Annotated in this window: 17 protein-coding genes; 9 read left to right on the top strand and 8 right to left on the bottom strand. The window is 42.1% G+C overall.

Annotated elements, in window-relative coordinates; translation table 11 throughout:
- Window positions 1–151 precede the first annotated feature (151 nt).
- The 5 genes from P4S60_RS21375 to P4S60_RS21355 form a co-directional block, all read right to left on the bottom strand.
- Window positions 152–814, bottom strand: a complete 663-nt coding sequence (locus tag P4S60_RS21375; protein ID WP_337117506.1) for a class I SAM-dependent methyltransferase — start codon at window positions 812–814, stop codon at window positions 152–154.
- A gap of 9 nt (window positions 815–823) precedes the next feature.
- Window positions 824–4477 (bottom strand): SbcC/MukB-like Walker B domain-containing protein, encoded by a 3654-nt coding sequence (locus tag P4S60_RS21370; protein ID WP_337117505.1) that lies wholly within the window; start codon window positions 4475–4477, stop codon window positions 824–826.
- On the bottom strand, window positions 4474–5706 hold the full coding sequence (locus tag P4S60_RS21365; protein WP_337117504.1) for an exonuclease SbcCD subunit D C-terminal domain-containing protein: 1233 nt from the start codon (window positions 5704–5706) through the stop codon (window positions 4474–4476). The genes P4S60_RS21370 and P4S60_RS21365 overlap by 4 nt, the downstream gene beginning before the upstream one ends.
- 69 nt (window positions 5707–5775) lie before the next feature.
- Window positions 5776–6012 (bottom strand): hypothetical protein, encoded by a 237-nt coding sequence (locus tag P4S60_RS21360; protein WP_054553375.1) that lies wholly within the window; start codon window positions 6010–6012, stop codon window positions 5776–5778.
- Window positions 6013–6145: 133 nt separating this feature from the next.
- Complete coding sequence (locus tag P4S60_RS21355) at window positions 6146–6382, bottom strand: hypothetical protein (RefSeq protein WP_063703853.1); 237 nt, start codon at window positions 6380–6382, stop codon at window positions 6146–6148.
- Window positions 6383–6653: 271 nt separating this feature from the next.
- On the opposite strand from P4S60_RS21355, the gene P4S60_RS21350 reads away from it, so the two are divergent.
- The 4 genes from P4S60_RS21350 to P4S60_RS21335 all read left to right on the top strand — a co-directional run bounded on the left by P4S60_RS21350 (window position 6654) and on the right by P4S60_RS21335 (window position 11195).
- The gene (locus tag P4S60_RS21350) at window positions 6654–9092 is read left to right on the top strand and encodes a M1 family metallopeptidase (RefSeq protein ID WP_063703856.1); all 2439 of its coding nucleotides are present in this window, start codon (window positions 6654–6656) and stop codon (window positions 9090–9092) included.
- The gene (locus P4S60_RS21345; RefSeq protein ID WP_063703858.1) at window positions 9092–9595 is read left to right on the top strand and encodes a DUF6702 family protein; all 504 of its coding nucleotides are present in this window, start codon (window positions 9092–9094) and stop codon (window positions 9593–9595) included. Before P4S60_RS21350 ends, P4S60_RS21345 begins: the two co-directional genes overlap by 1 nt.
- A gap of 124 nt (window positions 9596–9719) precedes the next feature.
- The gene (locus tag P4S60_RS21340; RefSeq protein ID WP_337117503.1) at window positions 9720–10337 is read left to right on the top strand and encodes an HAD family hydrolase; all 618 of its coding nucleotides are present in this window, start codon (window positions 9720–9722) and stop codon (window positions 10335–10337) included.
- A gap of 132 nt (window positions 10338–10469) precedes the next feature.
- Window positions 10470–11195 (top strand): YebC/PmpR family DNA-binding transcriptional regulator, encoded by a 726-nt coding sequence (locus P4S60_RS21335; protein ID WP_063703863.1) that lies wholly within the window; start codon window positions 10470–10472, stop codon window positions 11193–11195.
- A gap of 176 nt (window positions 11196–11371) precedes the next feature.
- On the opposite strand, the gene P4S60_RS21330 is transcribed toward P4S60_RS21335, so the two are convergent.
- The gene (locus P4S60_RS21330; RefSeq protein WP_442961517.1) at window positions 11372–13546 is read right to left on the bottom strand and encodes a malate synthase G; all 2175 of its coding nucleotides are present in this window, start codon (window positions 13544–13546) and stop codon (window positions 11372–11374) included.
- A 230-nt stretch (window positions 13547–13776) separates the two neighbouring features.
- On the opposite strand from P4S60_RS21330, the gene P4S60_RS21325 reads away from it, so the two are divergent.
- Window positions 13777–15378, top strand: a complete 1602-nt coding sequence (locus P4S60_RS21325) for an isocitrate lyase (RefSeq protein ID WP_054563156.1) — start codon at window positions 13777–13779, stop codon at window positions 15376–15378.
- 840 nt (window positions 15379–16218) lie between these two features.
- Here the strand turns inward: P4S60_RS21325 and P4S60_RS21320 are convergent.
- Window positions 16219–18240: a S9 family peptidase gene (locus tag P4S60_RS21320; RefSeq protein WP_337117502.1), complete on the bottom strand. Its 2022-nt coding sequence runs from the start codon at window positions 18238–18240 to the stop codon at window positions 16219–16221.
- 162 nt (window positions 18241–18402) lie between these two features.
- Between P4S60_RS21320 and P4S60_RS21315 the strand changes: the two genes are divergently transcribed.
- The 4 genes from P4S60_RS21315 (at window position 18403) to P4S60_RS21300 (ending at window position 21463) form a co-directional block, all read left to right on the top strand.
- Entirely contained in the window at window positions 18403–18780 is a 378-nt protein-coding gene (locus P4S60_RS21315; protein ID WP_054553384.1) for a VOC family protein, read from the top strand.
- Between the two features lie 317 nt (window positions 18781–19097).
- Entirely contained in the window at window positions 19098–19553 is a 456-nt protein-coding gene (locus P4S60_RS21310; protein ID WP_337117501.1) for a hypothetical protein, read from the top strand.
- A gap of 460 nt (window positions 19554–20013) precedes the next feature.
- On the top strand, window positions 20014–20274 hold the full coding sequence (locus P4S60_RS21305) for a hypothetical protein (RefSeq protein ID WP_054553385.1): 261 nt from the start codon (window positions 20014–20016) through the stop codon (window positions 20272–20274).
- Between the two features lie 205 nt (window positions 20275–20479).
- On the top strand, window positions 20480–21463 hold the full coding sequence (locus P4S60_RS21300) for a WD40 repeat domain-containing protein (protein ID WP_337117500.1): 984 nt from the start codon (window positions 20480–20482) through the stop codon (window positions 21461–21463).
- A gap of 54 nt (window positions 21464–21517) precedes the next feature.
- Here the strand turns inward: P4S60_RS21300 and P4S60_RS21295 are convergent, their stop codons facing one another.
- Window positions 21518–22375, bottom strand: a complete 858-nt coding sequence (locus P4S60_RS21295; RefSeq protein WP_119852758.1) for an aminotransferase class IV — start codon at window positions 22373–22375, stop codon at window positions 21518–21520.
- Between the last annotated feature and the right edge of the window lie 2 nt (window positions 22376–22377).

The following is a 22377-nucleotide window of genomic DNA, read 5'->3' as shown; positions in this document are numbered from 1 at the left end:
TTCGCCGCGCTCTACCCAACCTACAAAACATCGCGCGAAATAAATTTCACGCCTATGTGTTGGAACTTTACTCTTTTCCCTTGTAGCTCGCTAACTTGTTGGGTTTCGTCGCGCTCTACCCAACCTACGAGCTGACAGCTCTAGTAAACCCCTAACTCCCAACCACATACCCTGCAAAACCAAGCACTTTAAAGTACTGTTTTGGGGTGCTGAAGCGGGTTTCATTCATTAATTCTGCAAAACGAATTCGGTCTAATGGGTAAAAATCGTGCTCTAGGTTGTGGCGCATGCGTTCTACGCCGACTTCGGTTAAACCTAACTGCGTACACAGCTGTAGTTGAGATTCGCGCTCAAAAGTGGTTTCTGGGCGCATTAAATCGGCAATGTATAAGTTGCTCGATTTCTTAAGCTTGCTGTGAATCGCTTTTAATAGCGCTTTTTTATCGCCGTTATCTTCAACAAAATGCATGACCAGTAAACACAGTGCTGCGTCACATTGAGTGTCGATGTCGTTGATATCACCGCAGTGTACTGTTACGCGATCGCTGATATTGTGCTGGCCAAACTGTTGCTCGGCAATATCGAGCATGTCTTGTGAAATATCTTGAGCAATAAATTGCCAGCTTGGTTTTAGCGCCGCTAATTCGATGATTTCTTTACCAGTTCCGGCACCAACCACTAAAATGCACGCATCATCGCTCAGCGTGGTTGCTAATTGGGCGGCGGTTGCTTGATGTAATAGCTCATAACCTGGAACTAGGCGCAAAATGCGTTCGTCGTAGTGATTTGCTTCTTCGTGATTAAAAGTTGGCATGCTAATCCTTTAAATAACTGAGATGGTCGAATAACCACCTGGTTTTTTCGCTATATGCACTTGGGTGGCAACGCGTTCGGTCATTTCTGATACGTGCGAAATAACCCCTACTTTGCGGCCTTGTGCTTGTAGTGAATCAAGAGCATCCATCGCGATGCTTAACGTTTCACTGTCCAACGTACCAAACCCTTCGTCGATAAACAAAGAGTTTATTTGCACTTTATTCGACGACAATGAAGCAAGCCCAAGCGCTAGTGCTAACGATACTAAAAATGACTCACCCCCCGATAATGTATTAACAGAGCGCTGCTCATCGGCCATGTCTTTATCGATAATAGCGATATCGAGCGTTTGCCCTATGGCTGTTAATTTGTAGCGTTTATTTAGTGTCTGTAAGTGACTATTCGCGTAGTGCAGCAGTATTTTTAAAGTTTGTGTTTGCGCTAAATTACGCATGGTTTTGCCGCTGGCATCCCCCAATACCTTATTGAGTAAATGCCAGTGCTCATAGCTTTTTTGTTGTTCCACTAATAGCTTTTGTTTATCAGCCAGCGCTTGGCTATTTTGTTGATGGGTTTTAAGCTCAGTCGCAACTTGCAATAATGCGTTGTTCGTTTGTACTTGTTGCTCTGTGGATTGATTAAGCTGTAATTGCAGCTCATCTTCACCGAGAGCTGGCTTGTCTTTTTGATGCTGAGCCAGCGCCTGCTGTCGTTGTTTTAAAAGAGCCTCTGCGTCTTTTAAGCTACTTTCGCTGGTGTGGTAATCTGCCAGAGTTTGTTTTATTTCAGTGGGGCTTATCGTTAATAACTGACTAACGGCTTGCTCATCTAAGCTTGGGTGCTGTGCTTTAAAATCGTTAAACCACAGACTAAAGCGCTCATTAAGTGCCGCTTGCTCTGCAGTGAGTTCTTTTTCACGCTCGTCAAAATTGGCGATTTGAATGGCTTGTTCGTCACGCGCCTTCACCGCATTACTATGGTTTGTCTGGGCAAGTTGCAGTGCCTGCTGCGCTGAATCTATCGCCTTTTCAAGCTCTGCTATAAACTCATCTACCGATATCGCCTCGTTACTAAATAAGCCCTCGCGCTTTGATTTTATCTGCGTGAGTTCGTTTTGAGTTTGGCTTAGTTGCTCGTTGCACTGAGTTAAATAGGTATGTGCTTCGTTTAGCTGCGGCGTTACATGTGCAAGGTGCTGCTCAATGGCTTTTAAGCTAGTTTTAAGCTCATCTGCCGTTTGCAGCGAAGCTTGATAAGCCTCAACATGCTCTGAAATGACCTCTAAAGAAATGCTTTGTGTATTAAGTGCTTGCCACCAAGTTGCACTGGCGAACTGTTGATTCAATGTCGTATAAAGTTGCTGATGCTCATCATTGAGCTCATTTAAACGAGTTTGCAGATTATTCAGCTGTTGCTGCAATTCGTTTAATTGCTGCTCTTTGCTATGTAGCGCTTGTCCTTGCTGATTATACTCAGCTTGCTTAGCCGCAAGCGTGTTTTGCAGTTGTTGTTGCTGCTCGAGGGTTTTGTAATATTGCTGTTTTTGCAAGCTTAGCTGTTGCTGACGCTCGTTTAACTGATCTTCGGTTAAATCATTTAGCTCAGTACGATTAGCCGCCATGGTTTCTTTGAGGCTCTGTTGTTGCGCGCTCAGTTCTGAGATTTGCCCGTTTAACGAGCTTATCTGTTGGCTGCATGCCGCCAGCTCATTACTTTTAGCTTGCTGTAATGCGTGTAGAGTATTTAAGTGCTGTTTGGCGTTAGTTAACTGGTTGGTAAAGTCGTTAATAAGTTGACTAAATTGCTCGTTTACCATTTCTTCATGCATAAACGGGTGCTCTTTTGAGCCACATACTGCACACGGCTCCCCTACCTTTAAAGTGGCGCGTAACTGGCTAACCCCTTCACTGGCTCTTAACTGCACTTGCTGTAAGTTTTGCTCACAAAACGAAACCTGCTGCTGTGCTTGCTCTGCACCTTGCTGCGCATCTTTTAATGCTGTTTGTAGTTGCTGCTCAGTTTGGCTTAATGTGTTTATCTGGGTTTGCCAATTTTTTAACTGCTGATGATTAGTTTGCCACACTTGGCGCTTTTCAATCAGGTGCTTAATCGCCTCAAGCCCCGCATCAATATCTGCCATTGATTGGGTGTTTAAACTCGATTTAAAGGCGGTATCTTGCTCATTTAGGCGGTTAATTTCTTGCTCAAGGGCTTGGTATTGGGTTTTGCACTGCTGCGCGGCTGTTTGCTGTTCATCAATTTTAGGTTGAAGAGCTTTTACGTTTTGCTGTGATTGGCTAATTGTGTGCTGTTGCTGGCTAAAGCGGCTTAACTCACTTTTATAGAATGACCAGTCTTTCGCTAATGGTTGCCATTGTGCGTGTGTTTCTAAATAGCCATTGATTTGCGCTTGTTGCTCTAGCTGTTTTTGCTGCTCGGCTTTATGGCTATTTAGTGTATTAGTCAGCTCTTGATGATGGTGCTTCGCTTTCTCTGCTTGTACTTTTTGCGCCGCTGCTTGCTGGTTTAATACGGCAAGTTGCTTATCTAACTCACGGGCCTGGCTAATAATAGGTTGCGCGTCTTTTTGTGCTTGCTTTGCTTGGTTTAGTCGCGTGGTTTGCTTTTCAAGCGTTTGCTCAGCGTCTTTGATCAGTGTTTTATGGTCAACGTTTAAAAGCTGCTCGCGGTTTTTGTTAAGTTGTCCATGTTGAGCAGTAATCGAAGTGACGCGTTCACGGTTATCTTTTATTTCTAGGCATTGCTGAGCTTGTTTCGCTTCAGTGGCTTTTTCAGCAAGCGCGTGTATTTGCTGCTGTAACTCTTGCTTTGCTTGCTCAGCTTGGTTTAGCTGTTGCTGCTGCTGAGATGCTTGCTTGTACCACGCTTGGTACTGCTCAAATTGTTTTATTTGTTTTTGTAACTCAGCAAGTTTAGCCTCAAGCGCTTTTTGTTCTGTTTGTTTAGTTTCGACCTGTTCAGGACTTAAAACCTGATAGTTACTTAAACTTAATTTTAACTGCTCTAATGCTTGCAGCTGATCACGATGGCGTTCAAAAATTCGCTGACCAATACGGCTAAATTTATCGGTGCCAGTTAAGCATTCAAGTAGTTGCGCACGCTCATCCCCGGTTGCTTTTAAAAACGCAGCAAATTCATGTTGCGCAAGAAGTACTGCGCGTGAGAACTGCTCAAAGCTCAAACCAATAATACGCTCGATTTCTTTCCCTGCCGCGCTTCTGTCAGCGATTAGGGCTTCATCAGGTAATGAATAAAGGCTATGTTGTGCGGGTTGTAATTTGCCGTCAGCGCGATTTCGCGCTCGGCTAAAGCTTAACCTTGCTCGGTACTGTTGTTTATCTTGGCCAACAAAGTCGACTTCGGCAAAGCCCTGCCCTGCCCCGCGGCGTAATAAATTACGCGAGTCATTGAGTTTGATATTGTCGCCGTTAAAGTCAATTTTATTGCCTGTATCGCCGCGTAATCTTGCTGTTTTGTTATAAAGCGCTAAGCAAATGGCATCGAGTAAAGTACTTTTACCCGCCCCGGTATCACCGGTGATTGCAAACAACCCTGCTTCTTTTAAAGGCGAAGCGCTAAAGTCGACTTCGGCGTCTAAGATAGAGGCGAGTTGATGAACACGAACTGCTAAAATTTTCATAGTAGGTCCTCTGCATTCAACTCATCGATCACTTGGCTTAGTAAGCCTTCTAGCTCTTTTGGCACCGCCTGCCCTGCCATATCTTTATTATTTGCAAATGCTTGCTCTAAAAGTGAATGTGGGTTTAGTGCTTCAATTTGCGAGACATCTTCAAATAGGGTTTGTTCATCGTATTGCTGATTGCCCTGCTGACGTACCCTTTCAATACCACAAAACTTAACCTGCTTACCTTCAAGGGCGTGTTCTATTTGCTCTCTAAAAGTGGTGTCAGTGTCATGGGCGCTCAATTTAACCCGCAGGTATGGCGCTAAACCTTCATCCGTTAAATCGAGCTGTTTTATAAGCTCGCAGAGTTCGTTCAGTGGCACACAGTCTTTTTCTGGTAGCAAAATGACTTTACAAAAGCTAGGAATGTAAAGGGGGTTTACAGATGTACCTGAGTCACTAATCTCGACTAGCACAACTTGATGCTGATAGCGTCTTTCAGAAAATGACATCGGCATTGGCGTGCCACTGTAGCGAATGGTCTCTTTCTTCGCGACGCTTTGAGCCTTATGAAGATGCCCTAGCGCGACATAATCAGGTTGATCAGTAAATATGCTTGCCGATATCGCATCTTCACCACCAATAACTAAGTTACGTTCAGAATCAGATGAGATGTCTCCGCCTTTTGCATGTAGGTGGCCCATGGCAATTAATGGCGCGTTAGGTAATTCGCTTACTGCTTGTAATGCATCTTTGTAAGCAAGGGCAACGGCTTGGTTGTAACTTAACGGTTGCTCTTGTTGGCGGTTATAGCTGCTTAAATCACTGCTACGTAAAAATGGCATGGCAACAACATGCGCATCACCGTTTTTTGTGCTGATGGGCAGTACAACTTCATGAGGAACATTGCTATCAAAGCGGCCAACAACATAGGTATCAAACTGAGCCAATAAAGGCTTTGCCGCCATAATACGATTTGCTGAATCATGGTTGCCAGCAATAATCACTATGTGTAAGTCAGGGCAATGCTGCTTAGTGGTTTTAATAAATTGGTAGAGTTGGTTTTCTGCGCTGGCAGGAGGTGTTGCCGTATGATAAATGTCACCCGCAACCAGTAGTAAGTCAATCTTCTCTGACACAAGCGTATCGGTTAACCAAGCTAGAAATGCTTGATGCTCATCGAATCGAGAATGCTCGTAGAATTGTTGGCCTAAATGCCAATCAGATGTATGAAGGACTTTCATTAAACGCTCTTATTATTTGTTAAGAGCGTCAATATACCTAAGCTGAGCCAAGATGCCCAGCCTGGTTTGTTAACTTAAGCTATACCAAGCAAAAACCACCATTGGCAAAGCTAACAATGCCATTATCATAGGTACTTTAAGCGCTTTCGTTTGCTTAGCTTGTAAAATCTTAAGGGCATTTGTTTCATTACATGCCGCTACTTTGTCGATATAAAAATACCCTGAATCTAGGTACTGTTTACAATTTTGTTCGTCCGCTGGAATTGCAATTAGTTCTTGTTGTTTTTTTAGGATATAGAAATCCATACGCTCACCGAATTCTATGCTGATTACCAAACATTTTGGGGTTTAAATTCATGCTTCGCAGACCCCAAAATCAAAAAAGTGGGCGATTTTAAATACAAATGGCAGTAAATTTCAATAGCAAATGTCGCAAAATTTAATTTATTGCAAAAATAATGGCAATTAAGGATAAAATTACCAGTGTAGTCGGGTAAATTAGCCATTTTTTAGACCCATTTACACCAGGAGATGTACGAGATAATGCATCTGACTCATCGCAGGCTGCAATGACCTCGACAAATTCAAATCCGCGTTCTTTGTACTCGTTTAGAATTGATTCTTGAGCAGGAATGGCTGCTAAACGAGAGTCTTTTTTTACAATATAAAACTTCATCTAATCACCCTTTCATCATTAACTAGAATTTAAGCAGAGTATCTACTAATTAACTGTAATACTTTGGGATGAATTAGTGCTGAACTAAAATTAACCAGTGTTGTGTAAACCCCCTTTACAGGACTTTATTTAAGGCGAATTCACTGAAAAAAATTGGCTCGCTTAGATGTGCTGAATACTACCTGAAAAATCCCGCACTTTATCGTTATTTTATTGCAACTTTGTTAGCAGTTTGCGATGGTACGCTGGCAAATTAATTACAGGATTAACAATGAAAAAAGCAGTTCTTAAGTTGAGTGCTTTGGTATTGCCTTTAGCAGTATCTTCAGCTGTCATGGCGTCATCTGTTGAGCAAACTAAAGGCTCATTCGTTGACAAGTTCCGTCAGCTAGATGAAGCTCTTCCAACTCCAAACGTATATCGTAGTGCAGCAGGTGAACCCGCTGAACATTACTGGCAACAGCAAGTAAACTATGACATTGATGCAAAGCTTGATGAAAAGAAACGCCGCTTAACAGCAAGCCAAACTATCGAATACAAAAATAACTCGCCGCACACGTTAAAGTACCTTTGGTTACAACTAGACCAAAATATCTTTAAATCTGACTCAATTGCTGAAATGACATCTACTTTCAATGGTAAAACATTGCAAGGTGACCCTCAGCCTAAAGAAACTAAATTGAGCTTAGGTCAGTTACGTCGTCAGCAATTCATGGCCGACAACGAGCTGGGTTATCAAATCGCCAATGTTAAAGACGAAGACGGAAAAGAGCTTAAAGTTACAGTCGTTGATACCTTAATGCGTATTGACCTTAACAAGCCACTTAAACCGGGTAAAGACGTTGAGTTCAGCATGGACTTCGCCTTTAACATTGTTGAAGAAGATGCCGTTGGTGCACGTTCAGGTTATGAACACTTTGAAGAAGATGGCAACGATATCTTCTTATTAGCACAGTGGTTCCCTCGTCTTGCTGCATACACTGATTATGAAGCATGGACGAACAAAGCCTTCTTAGGCAGTGGTGAGTTTACGCTTGAATTTGGTAACTATGATGTTGAGTTAACCGTACCTGCTGACCACATCGTATCGGCAACGGGTAAACTTGATAACCCAAGCAGCGTTCTGACGAGCACACAGCGTAAGCGCCTTGAGCAAGCTGAAGATGCTAAACGTCCTGTTTTCATCGTGACTGAAGAAGAAGCGTTAGAAAACGAGAAAGAAGGCACAGACAAAACAAAAACATGGCACTTTAAAGCTGAAAACGTACGTGACTTTGCATGGGCGTCTTCACGTAAATTTATGTGGGATGCAAAAGGCTATCATCAAGGTGGTAAAGATCAGCCGTTAGTAATGGCGATGTCTTTCTACCCGAAAGAAGGTGGCGACCTTTGGAAGAAATATTCGACCGAAGCTGTTGTTCATACAATGCAAGTGTATTCGCGCTTCTCGTTTGACTACCCTTACCCTGTGGCTCAGTCTGTAAATGGCCCTGTAGGTGGTATGGAATACCCAATGATCACCTTCAATGGTCCGCGTACTGACCTACAAGACGATGGTACTCGTACTTATTCTCAAGCAGAAAAACGCTTCTTAATCGGCGTTGTTATCCACGAAGTAGGTCACATTTACTTCCCTATGGTGGTTAACTCTGATGAACGTCAATGGACGTGGATGGATGAAGGTCTAAACAGCTTCTTAGATGGTGTTGCTGGTCGTGAATGGGACCACACAATTCCTTGGGGTGTTGAGCCACGCGATGTTGTTGATTACATGAAGTCTGAAAACCAAGTGCCAGTGATGACACAGTCAGACAGCGTATTACGTTTAGGTCCGAATGCTTATACTAAGCCAGCTGCTGCACTTAACATTTTACGCGAAGTGATCCTTGGCCGTGAATTATTCGACTTTGCATTTAAAGAATATGCACAGCGTTGGAAGTACAAACGCCCTACTCCTGCAGATTTCTTCCGTACTATGGAAGAAGCGTCAGGTGTTGACCTAGATTGGTTCTGGCGTGGTTGGTTCTACACCACAGATCACGTTGATATCTCGCTAGACAAGGTTTACCAACTGCGTTTAGATACTAAAAACCCTGATATCGACTTTAATCGTTTACGTGATATCGAAGCTGACAAGCCAATGCCGTTATTCGTAAAACGTAATAAAGAAGAAGGTAAAAAACTGTGGGTTGAAGAAAACCCTGATGTAACTGACTTCTATGACGAAAACGACCGCTTTACGGTAACTAATAAAGAGCGCAACGCGTATAACAAATTCCTGAAAGGTTTAGAGCCTTGGGAGCGTAAAACGTTTGAGCGTGCAATCAAAGAAGATAAAAACTACTACGTACTTGAGTTCTCAAACTTAGGTGGCTTAGTCATGCCTATCTTACTTGAGCTTACTTATGAAGATGGTACGAAAGAAGAGCAGTACATTCCTGCTGAAATCTGGCGTCGTAATCACAAGCATGTACAAAAGCTCATTGTTACAGAAAAAGGTAAAAACCTAGTGTCTGTTACCGTCGATCCACGCTGGGAAACAGCGGATGTTGATGTAGAAAACAACAACTACCCGCGTCGTATTATTCCATCGCGTATCGAAGTGTACAAACGTGAGAAGAGTAAAGCGAAAGTCAGCCGCGATATCATGCAAGATATTAAAACTGAACTGAAAAATGACGACGATAAAGATGCCCAGGAGCAAAAATAATGCGCTTTGCTGCGATTATTTTTGCTTTGTTACTGAGTGCGCCAACCATGGCGCACCAGTTAAAAGCATCTGTAACAACGGTGCTGTTTAATAAACGCACCAACAACATAGAGCTGATGCATCGTTTTTATTTACACGATACAGAGCACGCCGTCGACCATTTGTTTGACGGCAACGCTGATATCTTAAGTAATAAAGAAGACCAAAAGCGTTTTGCTGATTATGTTGAGTCACATATTGCTCTACAAACTTTAGATGGCAAGCCACTTGAGTTGAAAGAAGTCGGTGCACAAGTTGATGGTAAATTCTTTTGGGTTTATCAAGAAGTCACGATCCCTGAGGGAATTCATGGCATTCGAATGAGCAACGGAGCACTACGCGACCTTTGGCCAACGCAAGTGAATATGGTTAATATTGAAGGTAAAGGTAAGGTAAAAACACTGACCTTTAGCCAAGATGATACCTGGCTTGAAGCTAGATTTGAGTCGGTAAATCCAGAGTAATACCAAGCCAAAAGGATTAAAAAAGTCACTTTTTTAATCCTTTGATCCTTTAATTAACCCATTTCGTAAACTATCTTATTAATGGGCATCAACATTTTCCCAATTCTCATATACAGGGATTTATATGACTATCCATGACAACAATATTCGTGGCGTAATCTTTGACTTAGATGGTACTTTGGTTTCATCGGAGTTAGACTTTTCACTCATCAAAGCGCAGGTAGGCTGTCCTCTTGAGAGCGATTTACTGGCGCATATTGCTTCGTTACCTTCGCCTTACATGCGCGAAGAAGCGATGAATATCGTTCATCAGCATGAGCTTATTGATGCACAGCACGCTCATTTATTGCCAGGCGTTGCAGAGGCGATAACCAGACTGAAAGAAAATAACATTCCGATGGCGATTGTAACTCGCAACTACGACCGTGCAGCGGCGATTAAATTAAAAAATAACCCCTTACCAATAGAAACTGTACTGACTCGCTCTGATGCGCCAGCTAAGCCTGATCCAAGTGCCCTGAATGCAATTGCAACATTATGGGAACTTGACCAATCAGAGTTACTTTATGTCGGCGATTACCTATTTGATATTCAGGCTGCGCATAATGCCAATATGCGAGCTTGCTTATATGCACCAGATGAAATTCCTGAATATGCGAATCAAGCTGATTATGTGTTGCACCATTTTTCAGAACTGCCTACTTTAGTCGGCTCTTTTCAAGAAAATAATATGTTATGTTAAATGGCTTTGTTTTTTCTTTTTCCTGAGATTTATTGTTAGTTTTTTATTTTTCAAAATGTCCTAGTACTAGCCCAAGCGGTCATGAGTTGCTAAAATATCGGCAATTATCAAATGTATTCATAGAGGCATAAGATGGGCAGAGCATTTGAAGTCCGCAAAAACGCCATGGCTAAAACAGCCAATGCAAAAACTAAAGTAAATTCTAAGTACGGTAAAGAAATCTACGTTGTTGCTAAAAATGGCGAACCAGATCCAGAAGTAAACCAAGCGCTAAAGCGTATTATTGAGCGTGCGAAAAGAGACCAAGTTCCAGCACACGTAATCGACAATGCAATCAAAAAAGCGGCCGGTGGAGCAGGGGAAGATTATTCTCCAGCACGTTACGAAGGCTACGGCCCAGGTAACTGTATGGTTATTGTGGACTGTTTAACTGATAACCCTAACCGTACTATCAAAGATGTACGTTTACCGTTTACAAAAACAGATTCAAAAATTGGTACACCGGGTTGTGTTGCACATATGTTCGATCACTTAGCTGTATTAGGCTTTGCTGGCGAAGACGACGAAGTTGTACTTGAAGCGCTAATGATGGCTGATGTAGACGTAACAGATGTAGAAGTAGAAGACGGTAAAGTGTCTGTTTTCGCTCCACATACTGAGTACTACAAAGCAAAAACAGCCCTTGAAGAAGCATTTGAAGGTATTAACTTTGAAGTAGATGAAATCACGTTTGTTCCACAAGTTCATACTGACATCACTGATCCAGATGATATCGCAAACTTTGAAAAGTTTATTTCTATGCTTGATGACTGTGATGACGTACAAAACGTTTATCACAATGCGATTGTCAAAAACTAATTTTTAAAAAATTAGTACGTAAAAAGGGGCATTTGGTAACAAATGCCCCTTTTTTAATAGATTTTTATTATGCCATGAATGGTGGCTATTCACAGTAGTTATGAGTTTAGTCAAAAAAAGCAGCCCTTGGGCTGCTATGAACGACACATGAAACTCGAAGGGGAGTTGTGTAGTGGCTAATTTAACGACTTATACTTTATACGGAACGCATGCAATAATGGTTCAGTATAGCCACTAGGTTGTTTAACACCCTCTAATACAAGGGCTAAAGCTGCTTGATAAGCAACGTTTTGTGCTAAAGTTTCGGCTGAATCAGCCATATTATTGTAGGCAGGATCACCTTCATTTTGTCCATCAACAACTTTTGCCATGCGTGCCATGGTTTTTCTAATTTGCTCTTCAGAACAAACGCCATGATACAGCCAGTTGGCCATGTGCTGGCTTGAAATACGCAGTGTGGCACGGTCTTCCATTAAACCGACATGGTTGATGTCTGGTACTTTTGAGCAACCAATACCTTGGTCAATCCAACGTACAACATAACCTAAAATACCCTGAGCATTGTTATCAAGTTCGGCTTGAATATCTTCTTTGCTTAAGCTGCTGGCATCTTTCATAAGCGGTGGAGTGAGTAAGCTGGTAAGGCTTGCTTGTTTTCGGTCCATAAGCGCTTTTTGACAGGCAAATACATCAATATCGTGATAATGCATTGCATGCAGAGTTGCAGCAGTAGGAGAGGGCACCCACGCGGTATTTGCACCACTTTTCGGATGACCACTTTTTTGTTCCATCATTAACGCCATTTTATCTGGCATTGGCCACATACCTTTACCAATTTGTGCTTTACCACTGAGGCCTGTAGCTAAGCCAATATCAACGTTGCGGTCTTCGTATGCGCTGATCCAAGGTTCAAGTTTAATAGCGCCTTTTGGCAGTACTACACCTGCTTGCATTGAAGTATGAATTTCGTCGCCAGTACGGTCTAAGAAACCGGTATTGATGAATACCACACGCTTTTTAGCTTCGAAAATACACGCTTTTAAATTAGCTGAAGTGCGGCGCTCTTCATCCATAATACCCATTTTAATGGTGTTTGCTGGTAAGCCTAACAGCTGCTCAACACGGGTAAACAGGGTATTAGTGAAGGCCACTTCTTCTGGACCATGCATTTTTGGCTTAACAATATTAATGCTATTGGCCGTTGAATTTTTAAGGTTGCTTGTGCCTTTTAAATCATGAAGCGTCGCGGTGCTGGTGATAATGGCATCCATAATGCCTTCAAACACGTCATTGCCTTCACTATCTTGGATAGCAGGGTTAGTCATTAAATGGCCAACGTTACGCACAAACATCATGCTACGGCCTTTTAGCGTGATTGTTTCGCCATTTACACCTTGATATTGGCGATCTTCTGCTAAACGACGCTCAATGGTTTTACCTTCTTTGGTAAATGCTTCTACAAGGTTTCCTTGCATTAAACCAAGCCAGTTTTGATAAACGTTTACTTTGTCTTCGGCATCAACGGCAGCAACCGAATCTTCACAGTCCATAATCGTTGTAAGGGCTGCTTCAAGTAGTACATCTTTAAGGCCAGCTTTATCTGCTTGGCCGATTGGGTGATGATGGTCAATTTGCAGCTCAATATGTAAGCCATTATTTTTCAATAAGATAGCGCTTGGGTTTTGCGCTTCACCTTGGTAGCCAATAAGTTGTTCAGGGTTTGCTAAACGAACCTGACTACTGTCACGTAATGTGATTAAAAGCTCATTATTTACAACCGAATAGCTGGTGCTTTCGATGTGTGAGCCATTTGCTAAAGGCAATGCTTTATCTAGGAACTGGCGGGCATAAGCCATTACTTTAAAGCCACGCACAGGGTTGTATGTAGAGCCTTTTTCAGCGCCGTCGTCTTCACTCAACACATCAGTGCCGTATAGCGCATCATACAAAGAGCCCCAGCGAGCATTTGCTGCGTTTAAGGCAAAGCGTGCATTGCTTACTGGCACCACGAGCTGCGGCCCCGCTGTGCTTGCGATTTCAGGCTCAACTTGCTCTGTTTCTATGCTGAAACTAGCGGGTTCAGGAACGAGGTAGCCAATCTCTTCAAGGAATGCTTGATAATTCGCTGCATCCCATACAGGGTGCTGCTTGTGATAGTCATCAATCTTAGCTTGCAGTTGTTCGCGTTTTTCTAAAAGCGCACGATTGATAGGTGTTAGTTCGTTGACGATATCAGCAAAACCTTGCCAAAAAGTGTCTGTGTTAATGCCTGTTCCTGGTAAAAGTTGCTGTTCAACAAACTGTGCAAGTTGTTGATCAACGCTTAAACCGTTAAGTGAGAGAGTGGTCATAATAATGTCCTTTAAACGAGCTTAAATTGATCATTCATGGCTCAACCATATCGTAAAAAAGGCTAACAAGCAGGTTATTTGTCATTCACTGAAAATATAGTGGCAATAACAACTATAAATTTACTAAATCCAAAAAATCCGCCTAATGTTGAATTAAGCGCTACGAAGCAAACGCCAAGTAGCCACTCTCACTAACAAAAAATAGATAACCCGTTCGAAGGATTTTTATTATGACAACATATCAACGCGAAACCGATAACTTAGCTACTTTATGTCAAACACAAGGCAAAACGTGGCAGTCAATCAACCCTGAATACGCAAGCCGTATGCGCTTACAAAACCGTTTTCGTACGGGTCTAGACATTGCTCAATACACTGCAGACATTATGCGTGCAGACATGGCAGCTTACGATGCTGACCACAGCCAATACACACAATCATTAGGTTGTTGGCATGGTTTCACTGCACAGCAAATGATGATGGCAATTAAACGTCACAACAAAACAACTAAACGCAGCTATGTATACCTAAGTGGCTGGATGGTTGCGGCACTTCGCTCTGAGTTTGGTCCATTACCTGACCAAAGTATGCATGAAAAAACATCTGTTCCAGCGCTAATTGAAGAAATCTACACTTTCTTAAAGCAAGCTGATGCACGTGAACTTGACCACCTTTACAAAGACTTAGACGAAGCGAAAGCAAACGGTGGTGATGTTCAAGCAGTACTAAATAAAATCGATAACTTCGAAAGCCATGTTGTGCCAATTATTGCTGATATCGATGCGGGTTTCGGTAACGAAGAAGCAACTTACCTACTTGCTAAAAAGATGATTGAAGCAGGTGCATGTGCTATCCAAATCGAGAACCAAGTATCTGACGCAAAACAATGTGGTCACCAAGCGGGTAAAGTAACTGTACCGCATGAAGATTTCTTAGCAAAAATTAATGCAGTTCGTTACGCATTCTTAGAGCTTGGTATTGATAACGGTATTATCGTTGCTCGTACTGACTCATTAGGTGCAAGCCTTACTCAAAAAGTGCCTGTATCTAAAACACCTGGCGACCTTGCTAGCCAATACACGTCGTTCCTTGAAACAACACCAGTAAACAGTGTGGATGACTTAAACGAAGGCGACACAGCAATGAAGCTTAATGGTCAGCTGTGCAAACCAACACGTTTAGATAATGGTTTATACCAGTTCCGTGAAGGCACAGAGAAAGACCGCGTAGTTCTAGACTGTGTAACTAGCTTACAATCAGGTGCAGACTTACTGTGGATTGAAACAGAAAAACCAAACGTTAAACAAATCGCAGAGCTTGTTAACCGCGTTAAAGAGCAAGTACCTAATGCTAAGCTGGTATACAACAACTCTCCGTCGTTCAACTGGACACTTAAATTCCGTGAGCAAGTATATGCTGAGTGGCAAGAGCAAGGTAAAGACCTATCTGCTTACCCAAGCATCGATGACAATAAGGCATTAATGGCACCAGAAATGGATGACACAGAGCTTGCAGCGGCAGCAGACGTACTTGTACAAAACTTCCAAAAAGATGGTGCACGTGAAGCGGGTATCTTCCACCACTTAATCACGCTACCAACTTACCATACAGCGGCGCTAAGCACTGATATTCTATCAGAAGGCTATTTCGGCGACCTAGGCATGCTAGCGTATGTTCGCGACGTACAACGTCAAGAAATTCGCCGTGAGCAAGCATCAGTGAAACACCAAGACTTAGCAGGTTCTAACATTGGTGATACTCATAAAGAGTACTTCTCTGGTGAAAATGCGCTTAAAGCCGGTGGTGAAGCAAATACCATGAACCAGTTCTAACCAAGTTGTAATTTCCTTTATAGCTATTCAATAATGTTGTTAGGGGCCTTCGGGCCCTTTTTCGCTTTTTAGCCGTCAGCTTTCAGCCATCAGCCATCAGACTCGCATCTCGCACCTCGCAACCCGTATCTCGCAACTCGCACCTCGCACCTCGCACCTCGTAGGTTCGGATCACTCTTTAACCAAGTCTTGGATCAGCCGTTTACTAGCTTTATAAAAATACAGATCACGTATTTACCAGCCTAAGAATTTTAGATCAGGATTTAACTACCTCTGCCTTATAAGCCTTAATTTAGGGCTTATTGCATTATTACAGCCTCTAGAATGGTTAAAATTGGCTCATATAAACGGCAATTTAATGCTGTTTTGTAAAATCTAGAGATTTATAAACCGATTTTTTATTAACTCACTCAAGCCATAAACCGATTTTTTACCAACTCAGCACCCTTACAAACCAAAATTTTACTAACTGAAGCTAGGTTTCTAGCGGCACAAACCGATTTTTTACTAACTCAAGTTACTGATTTTGGCTATAAACCGATTTTTTACTAACTGCTTTTGGATTAATGTCCGATATTTGAAAATGTATGTAAGGAGTTACTCACATTTTGACTGTAAAGGGGGTTTACAGGAAAAGAGAGCTATCAGCTTTCAGCTATCAGATTGAAATTCTAAAGTTAGAAGGGGAAGTTAGAAAGGGGAAAGAAGCATCGGGTTTATCCCGCGTTGTGGTTTTATTAAATGACGTTTCGGATATGGCGCGATATAAAATCGCGCCACAATGCTTTGCTAACTTGCTAACTTGCTAACTTGCTAACTTGCTAACTTGCTAACTTGCAACTACTTACTATGTTTATCAAACCACCATTGAATATAAGCGACTTTGGTCATTAGGTTTGATGGGCGAGCGGTAATGCCATGTGAGGCATTAGGAATACGCACCATCGCTGTATCAACACCTTGTAGCTTTAACGCTTGGTAAAATTGCTCGGTTTCAGAAATCGGGGTGCGATAGTCTGATTCGCCGGTTAACAGCATAGTGGGCGTTTTTACATTGCCCACATAGCTAATTGGAGAGCGCTTCATATAATGCTCAATATTGTCCCATGGCTTACCTGGGAACCAATAGTCAGCAAAGAAAGGATAGAAGTCAGCAGTTAGTACAAAGCTGATCCAATTGATGACAGGTTTAGCAACAACAGCGGCTGCAAAGCGGTCTGTATGACCCACAATCCATGCAGTTAAAACACCGCCACCTGAACCGCCGGTAACAAACAACTTACTCTCATCAATAAAGCCCTTATTGATGACAGCATCAACACCTGTCATTAAGTCATCAAAGTCATTACTTGGGTAGTTATGATGAATTGTTTGCGCAAATTCTTTGCCGTATGAGTCACTGCCGCGCGGGTTCATATAAAGTACAACATTACCTTTGGCAGCGTATAATTGTACTTCAGGGCTAAAGTGAGGGCCGTAGTTTGCAACAGGGCCGCCGTGGATCTCTAAAACAAGTGGGTACTTTTTGTTTTTATCAAAACCCGGTGGGTAAGCAATCCAACCTTGAATAGCCAAGCCATCGTGGCTTGATTTAACCCAAATTTCTTCAACTTTGGCCAGCTCTTTGTCGCCCAGCGCATCTTCATTTAATTGCGTTAATCGTGCGGTTTTACCGCGCTTAATTAATGCTACATCAGCTGGACGCTGGGTATCTGCAAGTGTGAATGCAACTTCACCATCTTCGCTCACATCAAAGTCACCACCTGAATATGGGCGACCAAAGGCAACACTTCCAATCTCTGAGGTAATTACCTTATGTTTACCACTACGCGGCTGGTAAGCTAGGTGTGTTTTACCTTCGCTATCGTAGCTAAAATAAAGGCCGCTACCACTATCATCCCATTTTATATCTTCGACACTACGGTCTAAATCAGCAGTGAGCACTGAGGTTTTTCCTGATTTCAAATCAAGTAAATAAATGTCGTTATTTTCATAGTTAGTCTTTTTGTCGTCGTAGCCTGTGTATGCCAGATAACGACCATTTGGCGAGACTTTAGGGCGTGAATCTGGGCCTTTACGGTCTGTTATTTGGGTAATTGAACGATCCGCTAAGCTAAGTTTATAGATTTCAGATTCAGTTGGGTGTAATTCATTGTCTTCATGACGATTAGCCGAGAAATAAAACGCATCGCCTTGTTCGTTAAAGCTAATAGCACCACCATGATCAAAATCACCAGAGCTTAATTGACGTGCATTGCCGCCCGTTGCACTGATGATAAAAAAGTGATGATAGCCTTTTTCAGAGTAGCCACCGCCATCGGCACGGTAATAGGTATCGTCAATATATTTAGCTGGCTCTGCCCACTTAGCGCCTTCTGGCTTACCCGGTAAAGACACTGGGCTTGCTGATTTTGCTGGCACAAACTGGCTAAACACCAATTGTTTGCCATCTGGTGTCCAAGTTAATCCGCCAGGGCTTTGCGTTAGGTTACTAATTTTTGCTACGTTACCGGTTTTTAACCATTTTACATAGATTTGGCTGCTACCATCTCGGGTAGAAATAAACGCTAAACGAGTTTCATCTGGTGACAATACTGGAGAGTAGTCCATATGCACGCCAAACGTTAGCGGTAGCATGGTTTTACCATCTGGGTTTACTGACCAAATATTACTGACTTTACGGTCACTTTTGATATCCATGCGATTACGCACAAAGTAAATTGTATCGCCATTTTTTGTCATTTCTATTTGGTTGGCGTATTCAAGATCAAAAACATTTTCAAGTTGAAAGGTATTGCTAGCTCCTGCATGGCTGTAAAAGCTGGCTGCTGCAAGCAGTGCTAAAGACGTTTTAAACTTCATTTTATTTCCTTGTTAGTGAGCAGAAATTAGGGCGTGTTAACCTGTTATAAAGTAACAACCATTAGAAATATAGTCCATTGCGATGAATGGAGAAATCAATAGACAGATGGTCATTTCCCTTTTATGTTGAGTACAGACACTTTTAAACGTAAGGAGCACACAATGATAGGTTACACCATGTTAGGCACTAACAACCTAGCTAAAGCAGTAAAGTATTACGATGAATTGTTCGCTACCCTAAACGCCGAGCGCTTTTTAGAAACTGACCGCTTTGTCGCATGGAGCACAGGTCAAGATAAGCCCGGTTTTGCGATTACCAAACCTTATAACGATGAAAAAGCCACAGTAGGTAACGGCACTATGATTGCTCTGGCAGTCGAAACCCCAGCCCAAGTAGATGCCTTTTATAAGAAGGCCATAGAATTAGGTGGCACAGACGAAGGCGCCCCCGGCCCACGCGAAATGCCCGGCTTTTATGCGGGATACTTTAGAGACTTAGACGGTAACAAACTTAATGTGTTTTGTTTTACGCATGGGTGAGGGGAGTGAGCTGTCAGCTTTCAGCCGTCAGCTATCAGATTGAAAGTTAACAGGCGCTAGGCTCTAGGAAACAGGGCCTAGCTTATGTAGCTTTATGCCGCGTAACTCTTAACTTTACTTTGGCTCTATGCTTACATGGCGTGCTAGTAACATCGTGTAATATCAGGCAACTTCTATTCTACATTCAGTAAGCCAAGTCCTTTATTCGATATTTTAAACTCGATACCTGAAGAGCTGGGGCCGTATAAAATGGGCTAGAAACAAATAGCAGAGCACTGGGATATATATCATGTGTTTATTAACAAAGAGGTGGGTTGATGTATAAGCAGAGTGATATCAAATCATCAAGTTGGCAAGAGCATGTTATTCAGAAAAGCAATTTGTATTTTGGTACTAATGGACCTTGTCCAAAAGTTATTTCTGCAAATATAGCTGAGGGTGCATTAATTTTAGGAGCTGAATCAGTTGAAATAAAGAAAGTTGCTAAGTTTTGGTGCATTTGTGCAAATTTTGATTGGCTAAACGCTAAAAATGAAAATGGTGTTTATGGGGCTAAGATATTTAATCAATTTTGCCCATTCCAGGAGGCTGGTTCAAATTCTATTCGTTTTGAATGTATGGCATTTTTATTTTCTAAAACACTGATCCTTTTAAGTAAAAATGATGTAACGTTAATTAAAGGGACTGAGGATGATTTAGAACTTTTTACTAATACTTTAAGTCAGCTAAAATATAACGAAGTAGTCATTGCTTTTGAGTTTTCACCTGAATAGAGAAACATCAAAAAAATCGACTGTTAATTGTGAATCTGTTTCAAGTACCAATTAGAACAATAGATCTCATAGTAAGCAAAGCGAACTTTTTTAGAAAACGCGCTAAAGCACGACCTACAACTCGCAAAAAGTCGCGCGAATTAAATTTCACGCCTACAAGAAAGTAGGGGGTTATCTTAAGCTGTGATTAGTAAGCTGTTGTTCGGCGCTAAAGCACCTCCTACCTCGCATTTTACATCTCGAATCTCGTACTTCGCACCTCTTTTCTAGCAACTTAAAAACACTCACCACTCCAAAGTTGTATTTATTTTAGGAAATAGTTGTCTTTTTCACTATTTATTGGTGGAAATATCAACTATGCTTTTGCGTGGATACTTCATTGTATTGATTTATATGAGGTTATATTGTTGGTTCGATAATTGCTCCAGTCTTTTTACCAACACTTTTAAAGGAAATAAAAATGAAAAATACGCTAACGCTTACCCTTCTTGCTGTACTGCTTTTGGTTCTGTATTCACAGTTCACAGAATTAGCCTATAAATTTGGTTTTGCTGAGCTCAAATTAAATGCGGTTTTGGAAAACAGTGAGCATATGAAAGTAAAGTGTGATGCATACTCACTAGGCTTTTTTGATGAAATAAAACTTCAAAATAAATTTCAAAAATGTATCAATGACTATGAAGCTGAAGGCTACGAAATCGTGAGCAGAACAGACCAATAATCGTTTTGAGTAGGCGCCATGCTCGCATGGCGCGCCGCTGCATCGCACAACTGCCAGCGCTTCGCGCGAAATAAATTTCTCGCCTACAAAAACTGATGGCTGACGGCTGAAAGCTGACAGCTAAAAGTCAGAACTCCTACCAACTTCCGCTTATTTTCATTACACTGCTCCAATACAAAAATAATTATAAAAATTGAGAATGATCATGACGTCGAAATTGCTTAAATCTCTTTGCTGTGTATTTGCACTTAGCCTTGTGGGCTGTGGTGGAGGTGAGGTGTTTACTGCCCCTGCTAGTAGCGAATTTGCCCATGGCAATGAGCTACTAAGTGCTACGGCGCTAACCGAGGATGCGAGTCACGCGTTAGTGGCAACCCAATCTGAGGTGTGTGTTTGGGATAATCAGTTAAAAGCGCGCCTATACGATTGTATAACAGGGCAGGGCGCTGAACATGTTGAGCTTGCGGGCTTTAGCGCTAACAAATCTCGTTTTTTCATTTCAAATCGATTATCGGTGACTTTATACGATACTCGCACTGGGCGTAGCATTGGTACTTGGCTTACCGGGCAAGAAATCGCCAGAGACATCGCTATTTCAGCCTTAGGCGATACGTTGGTTATCGCTTATCGTAGCGGCAAGGCTGAGGTGATAAATACCCGTACAGGTGATACTAAGCTTTTTGATATTCATCGTTTAGATATTAATAGCGTTGCGTTATCGGCTGATGGTCAGTGGGCGTTTACTGGTTCAAGCGACAAGTACGTAAAGCTTTGGTCAACGAGCGATGGCAGCACTCGTTTTGAAGAGCGTTTAGCGACCAGAGTGAATCACGTTACTTTAAATAAAACAGCAAGCTTGGGCTTCGCAATTGACTCGGTTGATGATCGTGTATTCTTTGATTTAGCCAATAAAAAAGAACTTGCTGAGTTGGCCTCATACTCTAACTTTATTGAGTTCACCGCATCGCAATTTATTAATCAAGATAAATGGCTATTAACGGGCTCACCAAAAATGAAGATGCGTTTATACCGTGTTGCAGATGGTGAATTAATCGCAGAATACGAAGCTAAACAACAGCGCCAGCGAACGTCAGTACTGAGTGTGGCGTACGATGGTAAGCAGCTATATTCAGAAACCAGTGACGGCCTATTGCAAGCTTGGCCATTTGATAAAATAAGCACTAAATAACATTAAAAAAAAACGCCTACTCTGAGTAGGCGTTTGTTTTTGAGTGCGATTAAATTAGTAATCAAACTTATGCTTGGTAAACAAGCTTTGTACTTGTTGCCATACTGCACCAGGTTTGCCATCGCCAACTAACTTGCCATTTACTTTTACAACTGGGCCAACTTCTTTAGTGGCGCTGGTGATCCATACTTCGTCGGCATCAAGTAATTCTTCTTTACTAATAATGCGTTCTTGCACGTTAAAGTCACTGTAACTGTGAAGAATATTGAGGATTAACCAACGGGTGATCCCCGGTAAAATTTGGTTATCAAGTGGAGGCGTGCTGATCACACCCTCTTTTACAATAAACACATTACTTGAACTGGCTTCGGTAATTTCTTCTAAACGGTTAAATAAAATGGTTTCTTTGTTACCCGCTGCTGCACCGTGCTGGTAATGGATAACGTTGCCAAGCAGTGCCGTTGATTTAATATGACAACGTTGCCAGCGACGGTCTTGTTCAAGCGATACGGTGTAAGTTGTTGCGCTATCTATGTCGCTTTTTGGCTCTGCTGGAATTTCAAACGCAAACGCAAATACGGTCGGGGTAATATTAGTTGGGTAACCGTGGGCACGTTTAGTATCAGCACCGCGGCTCACGTGTAAATATATCCCTAGGTTATCACCTTGGTTTTTCTCACATAAATCATTACAGATTTTACGCCACGTATCGGCACTGTAATCGAGCTTAATTTCAAGCTCGTTTAAACCGTTATTCATACGTTCAATATGTGCGCCAAAGCCAAGCATTTTGCCTTGGTATGATGGGATCACTTCGTAGATGCCATCGCCAAATAAGAAGCCGCGATCCATTGGTGAAATCTTTGCTTCATCAGCGCCAAGGTATTCACCGTTTAGGTATACCGTGCCCATTG

The organism is Pseudoalteromonas sp. Hal040 (genome assembly GCF_037162425.1).
Lineage (GTDB): Bacteria > Pseudomonadota > Gammaproteobacteria > Enterobacterales > Alteromonadaceae > Pseudoalteromonas > Pseudoalteromonas gelatinilytica.
Note: the sequence above shows the minus strand (reverse complement) of the source record. Positions and strands in the feature narration are given on the sequence as shown.

What these genes read in the sequence shown, in the direction of transcription:
- P4S60_RS21375 (WP_337117506.1), bottom strand. Translation starts at nt 814, where the DNA reads ATGCCAACTTTTAATCACGAAGAAGCAAATCACTACGACGAACGCATT.
- P4S60_RS21370 (WP_337117505.1), bottom strand. Translation starts at nt 4,477, where the DNA reads ATGAAAATTTTAGCAGTTCGTGTTCATCAACTCGCCTCTATCTTAGAC.
- P4S60_RS21365 (WP_337117504.1), bottom strand. Translation starts at nt 5,706, where the DNA reads ATGAAAGTCCTTCATACATCTGATTGGCATTTAGGCCAACAATTCTAC.
- P4S60_RS21360 (WP_054553375.1), bottom strand. Translation starts at nt 6,012, where the DNA reads ATGGATTTCTATATCCTAAAAAAACAACAAGAACTAATTGCAATTCCA.
- P4S60_RS21355 (WP_063703853.1), bottom strand. Translation starts at nt 6,382, where the DNA reads ATGAAGTTTTATATTGTAAAAAAAGACTCTCGTTTAGCAGCCATTCCT.
- P4S60_RS21350 (WP_063703856.1), top strand. Translation starts at nt 6,654, where the DNA reads ATGAAAAAAGCAGTTCTTAAGTTGAGTGCTTTGGTATTGCCTTTAGCA.
- P4S60_RS21345 (WP_063703858.1), top strand. Translation starts at nt 9,092, where the DNA reads ATGCGCTTTGCTGCGATTATTTTTGCTTTGTTACTGAGTGCGCCAACC.
- P4S60_RS21340 (WP_337117503.1), top strand. Translation starts at nt 9,720, where the DNA reads ATGACTATCCATGACAACAATATTCGTGGCGTAATCTTTGACTTAGAT.
- P4S60_RS21335 (WP_063703863.1), top strand. Translation starts at nt 10,470, where the DNA reads ATGGGCAGAGCATTTGAAGTCCGCAAAAACGCCATGGCTAAAACAGCC.
- P4S60_RS21330 (WP_442961517.1), bottom strand. Translation starts at nt 13,546, where the DNA reads ATGACCACTCTCTCACTTAACGGTTTAAGCGTTGATCAACAACTTGCA.
- P4S60_RS21325 (WP_054563156.1), top strand. Translation starts at nt 13,777, where the DNA reads ATGACAACATATCAACGCGAAACCGATAACTTAGCTACTTTATGTCAA.
- P4S60_RS21320 (WP_337117502.1), bottom strand. Translation starts at nt 18,240, where the DNA reads ATGAAGTTTAAAACGTCTTTAGCACTGCTTGCAGCAGCCAGCTTTTAC.
- P4S60_RS21315 (WP_054553384.1), top strand. Translation starts at nt 18,403, where the DNA reads ATGATAGGTTACACCATGTTAGGCACTAACAACCTAGCTAAAGCAGTA.
- P4S60_RS21310 (WP_337117501.1), top strand. Translation starts at nt 19,098, where the DNA reads ATGTATAAGCAGAGTGATATCAAATCATCAAGTTGGCAAGAGCATGTT.
- P4S60_RS21305 (WP_054553385.1), top strand. Translation starts at nt 20,014, where the DNA reads ATGAAAAATACGCTAACGCTTACCCTTCTTGCTGTACTGCTTTTGGTT.
- P4S60_RS21300 (WP_337117500.1), top strand. Translation starts at nt 20,480, where the DNA reads ATGACGTCGAAATTGCTTAAATCTCTTTGCTGTGTATTTGCACTTAGC.
- P4S60_RS21295 (WP_119852758.1), bottom strand. Translation starts at nt 22,375, where the DNA reads ATGGGCACGGTATACCTAAACGGTGAATACCTTGGCGCTGATGAAGCA.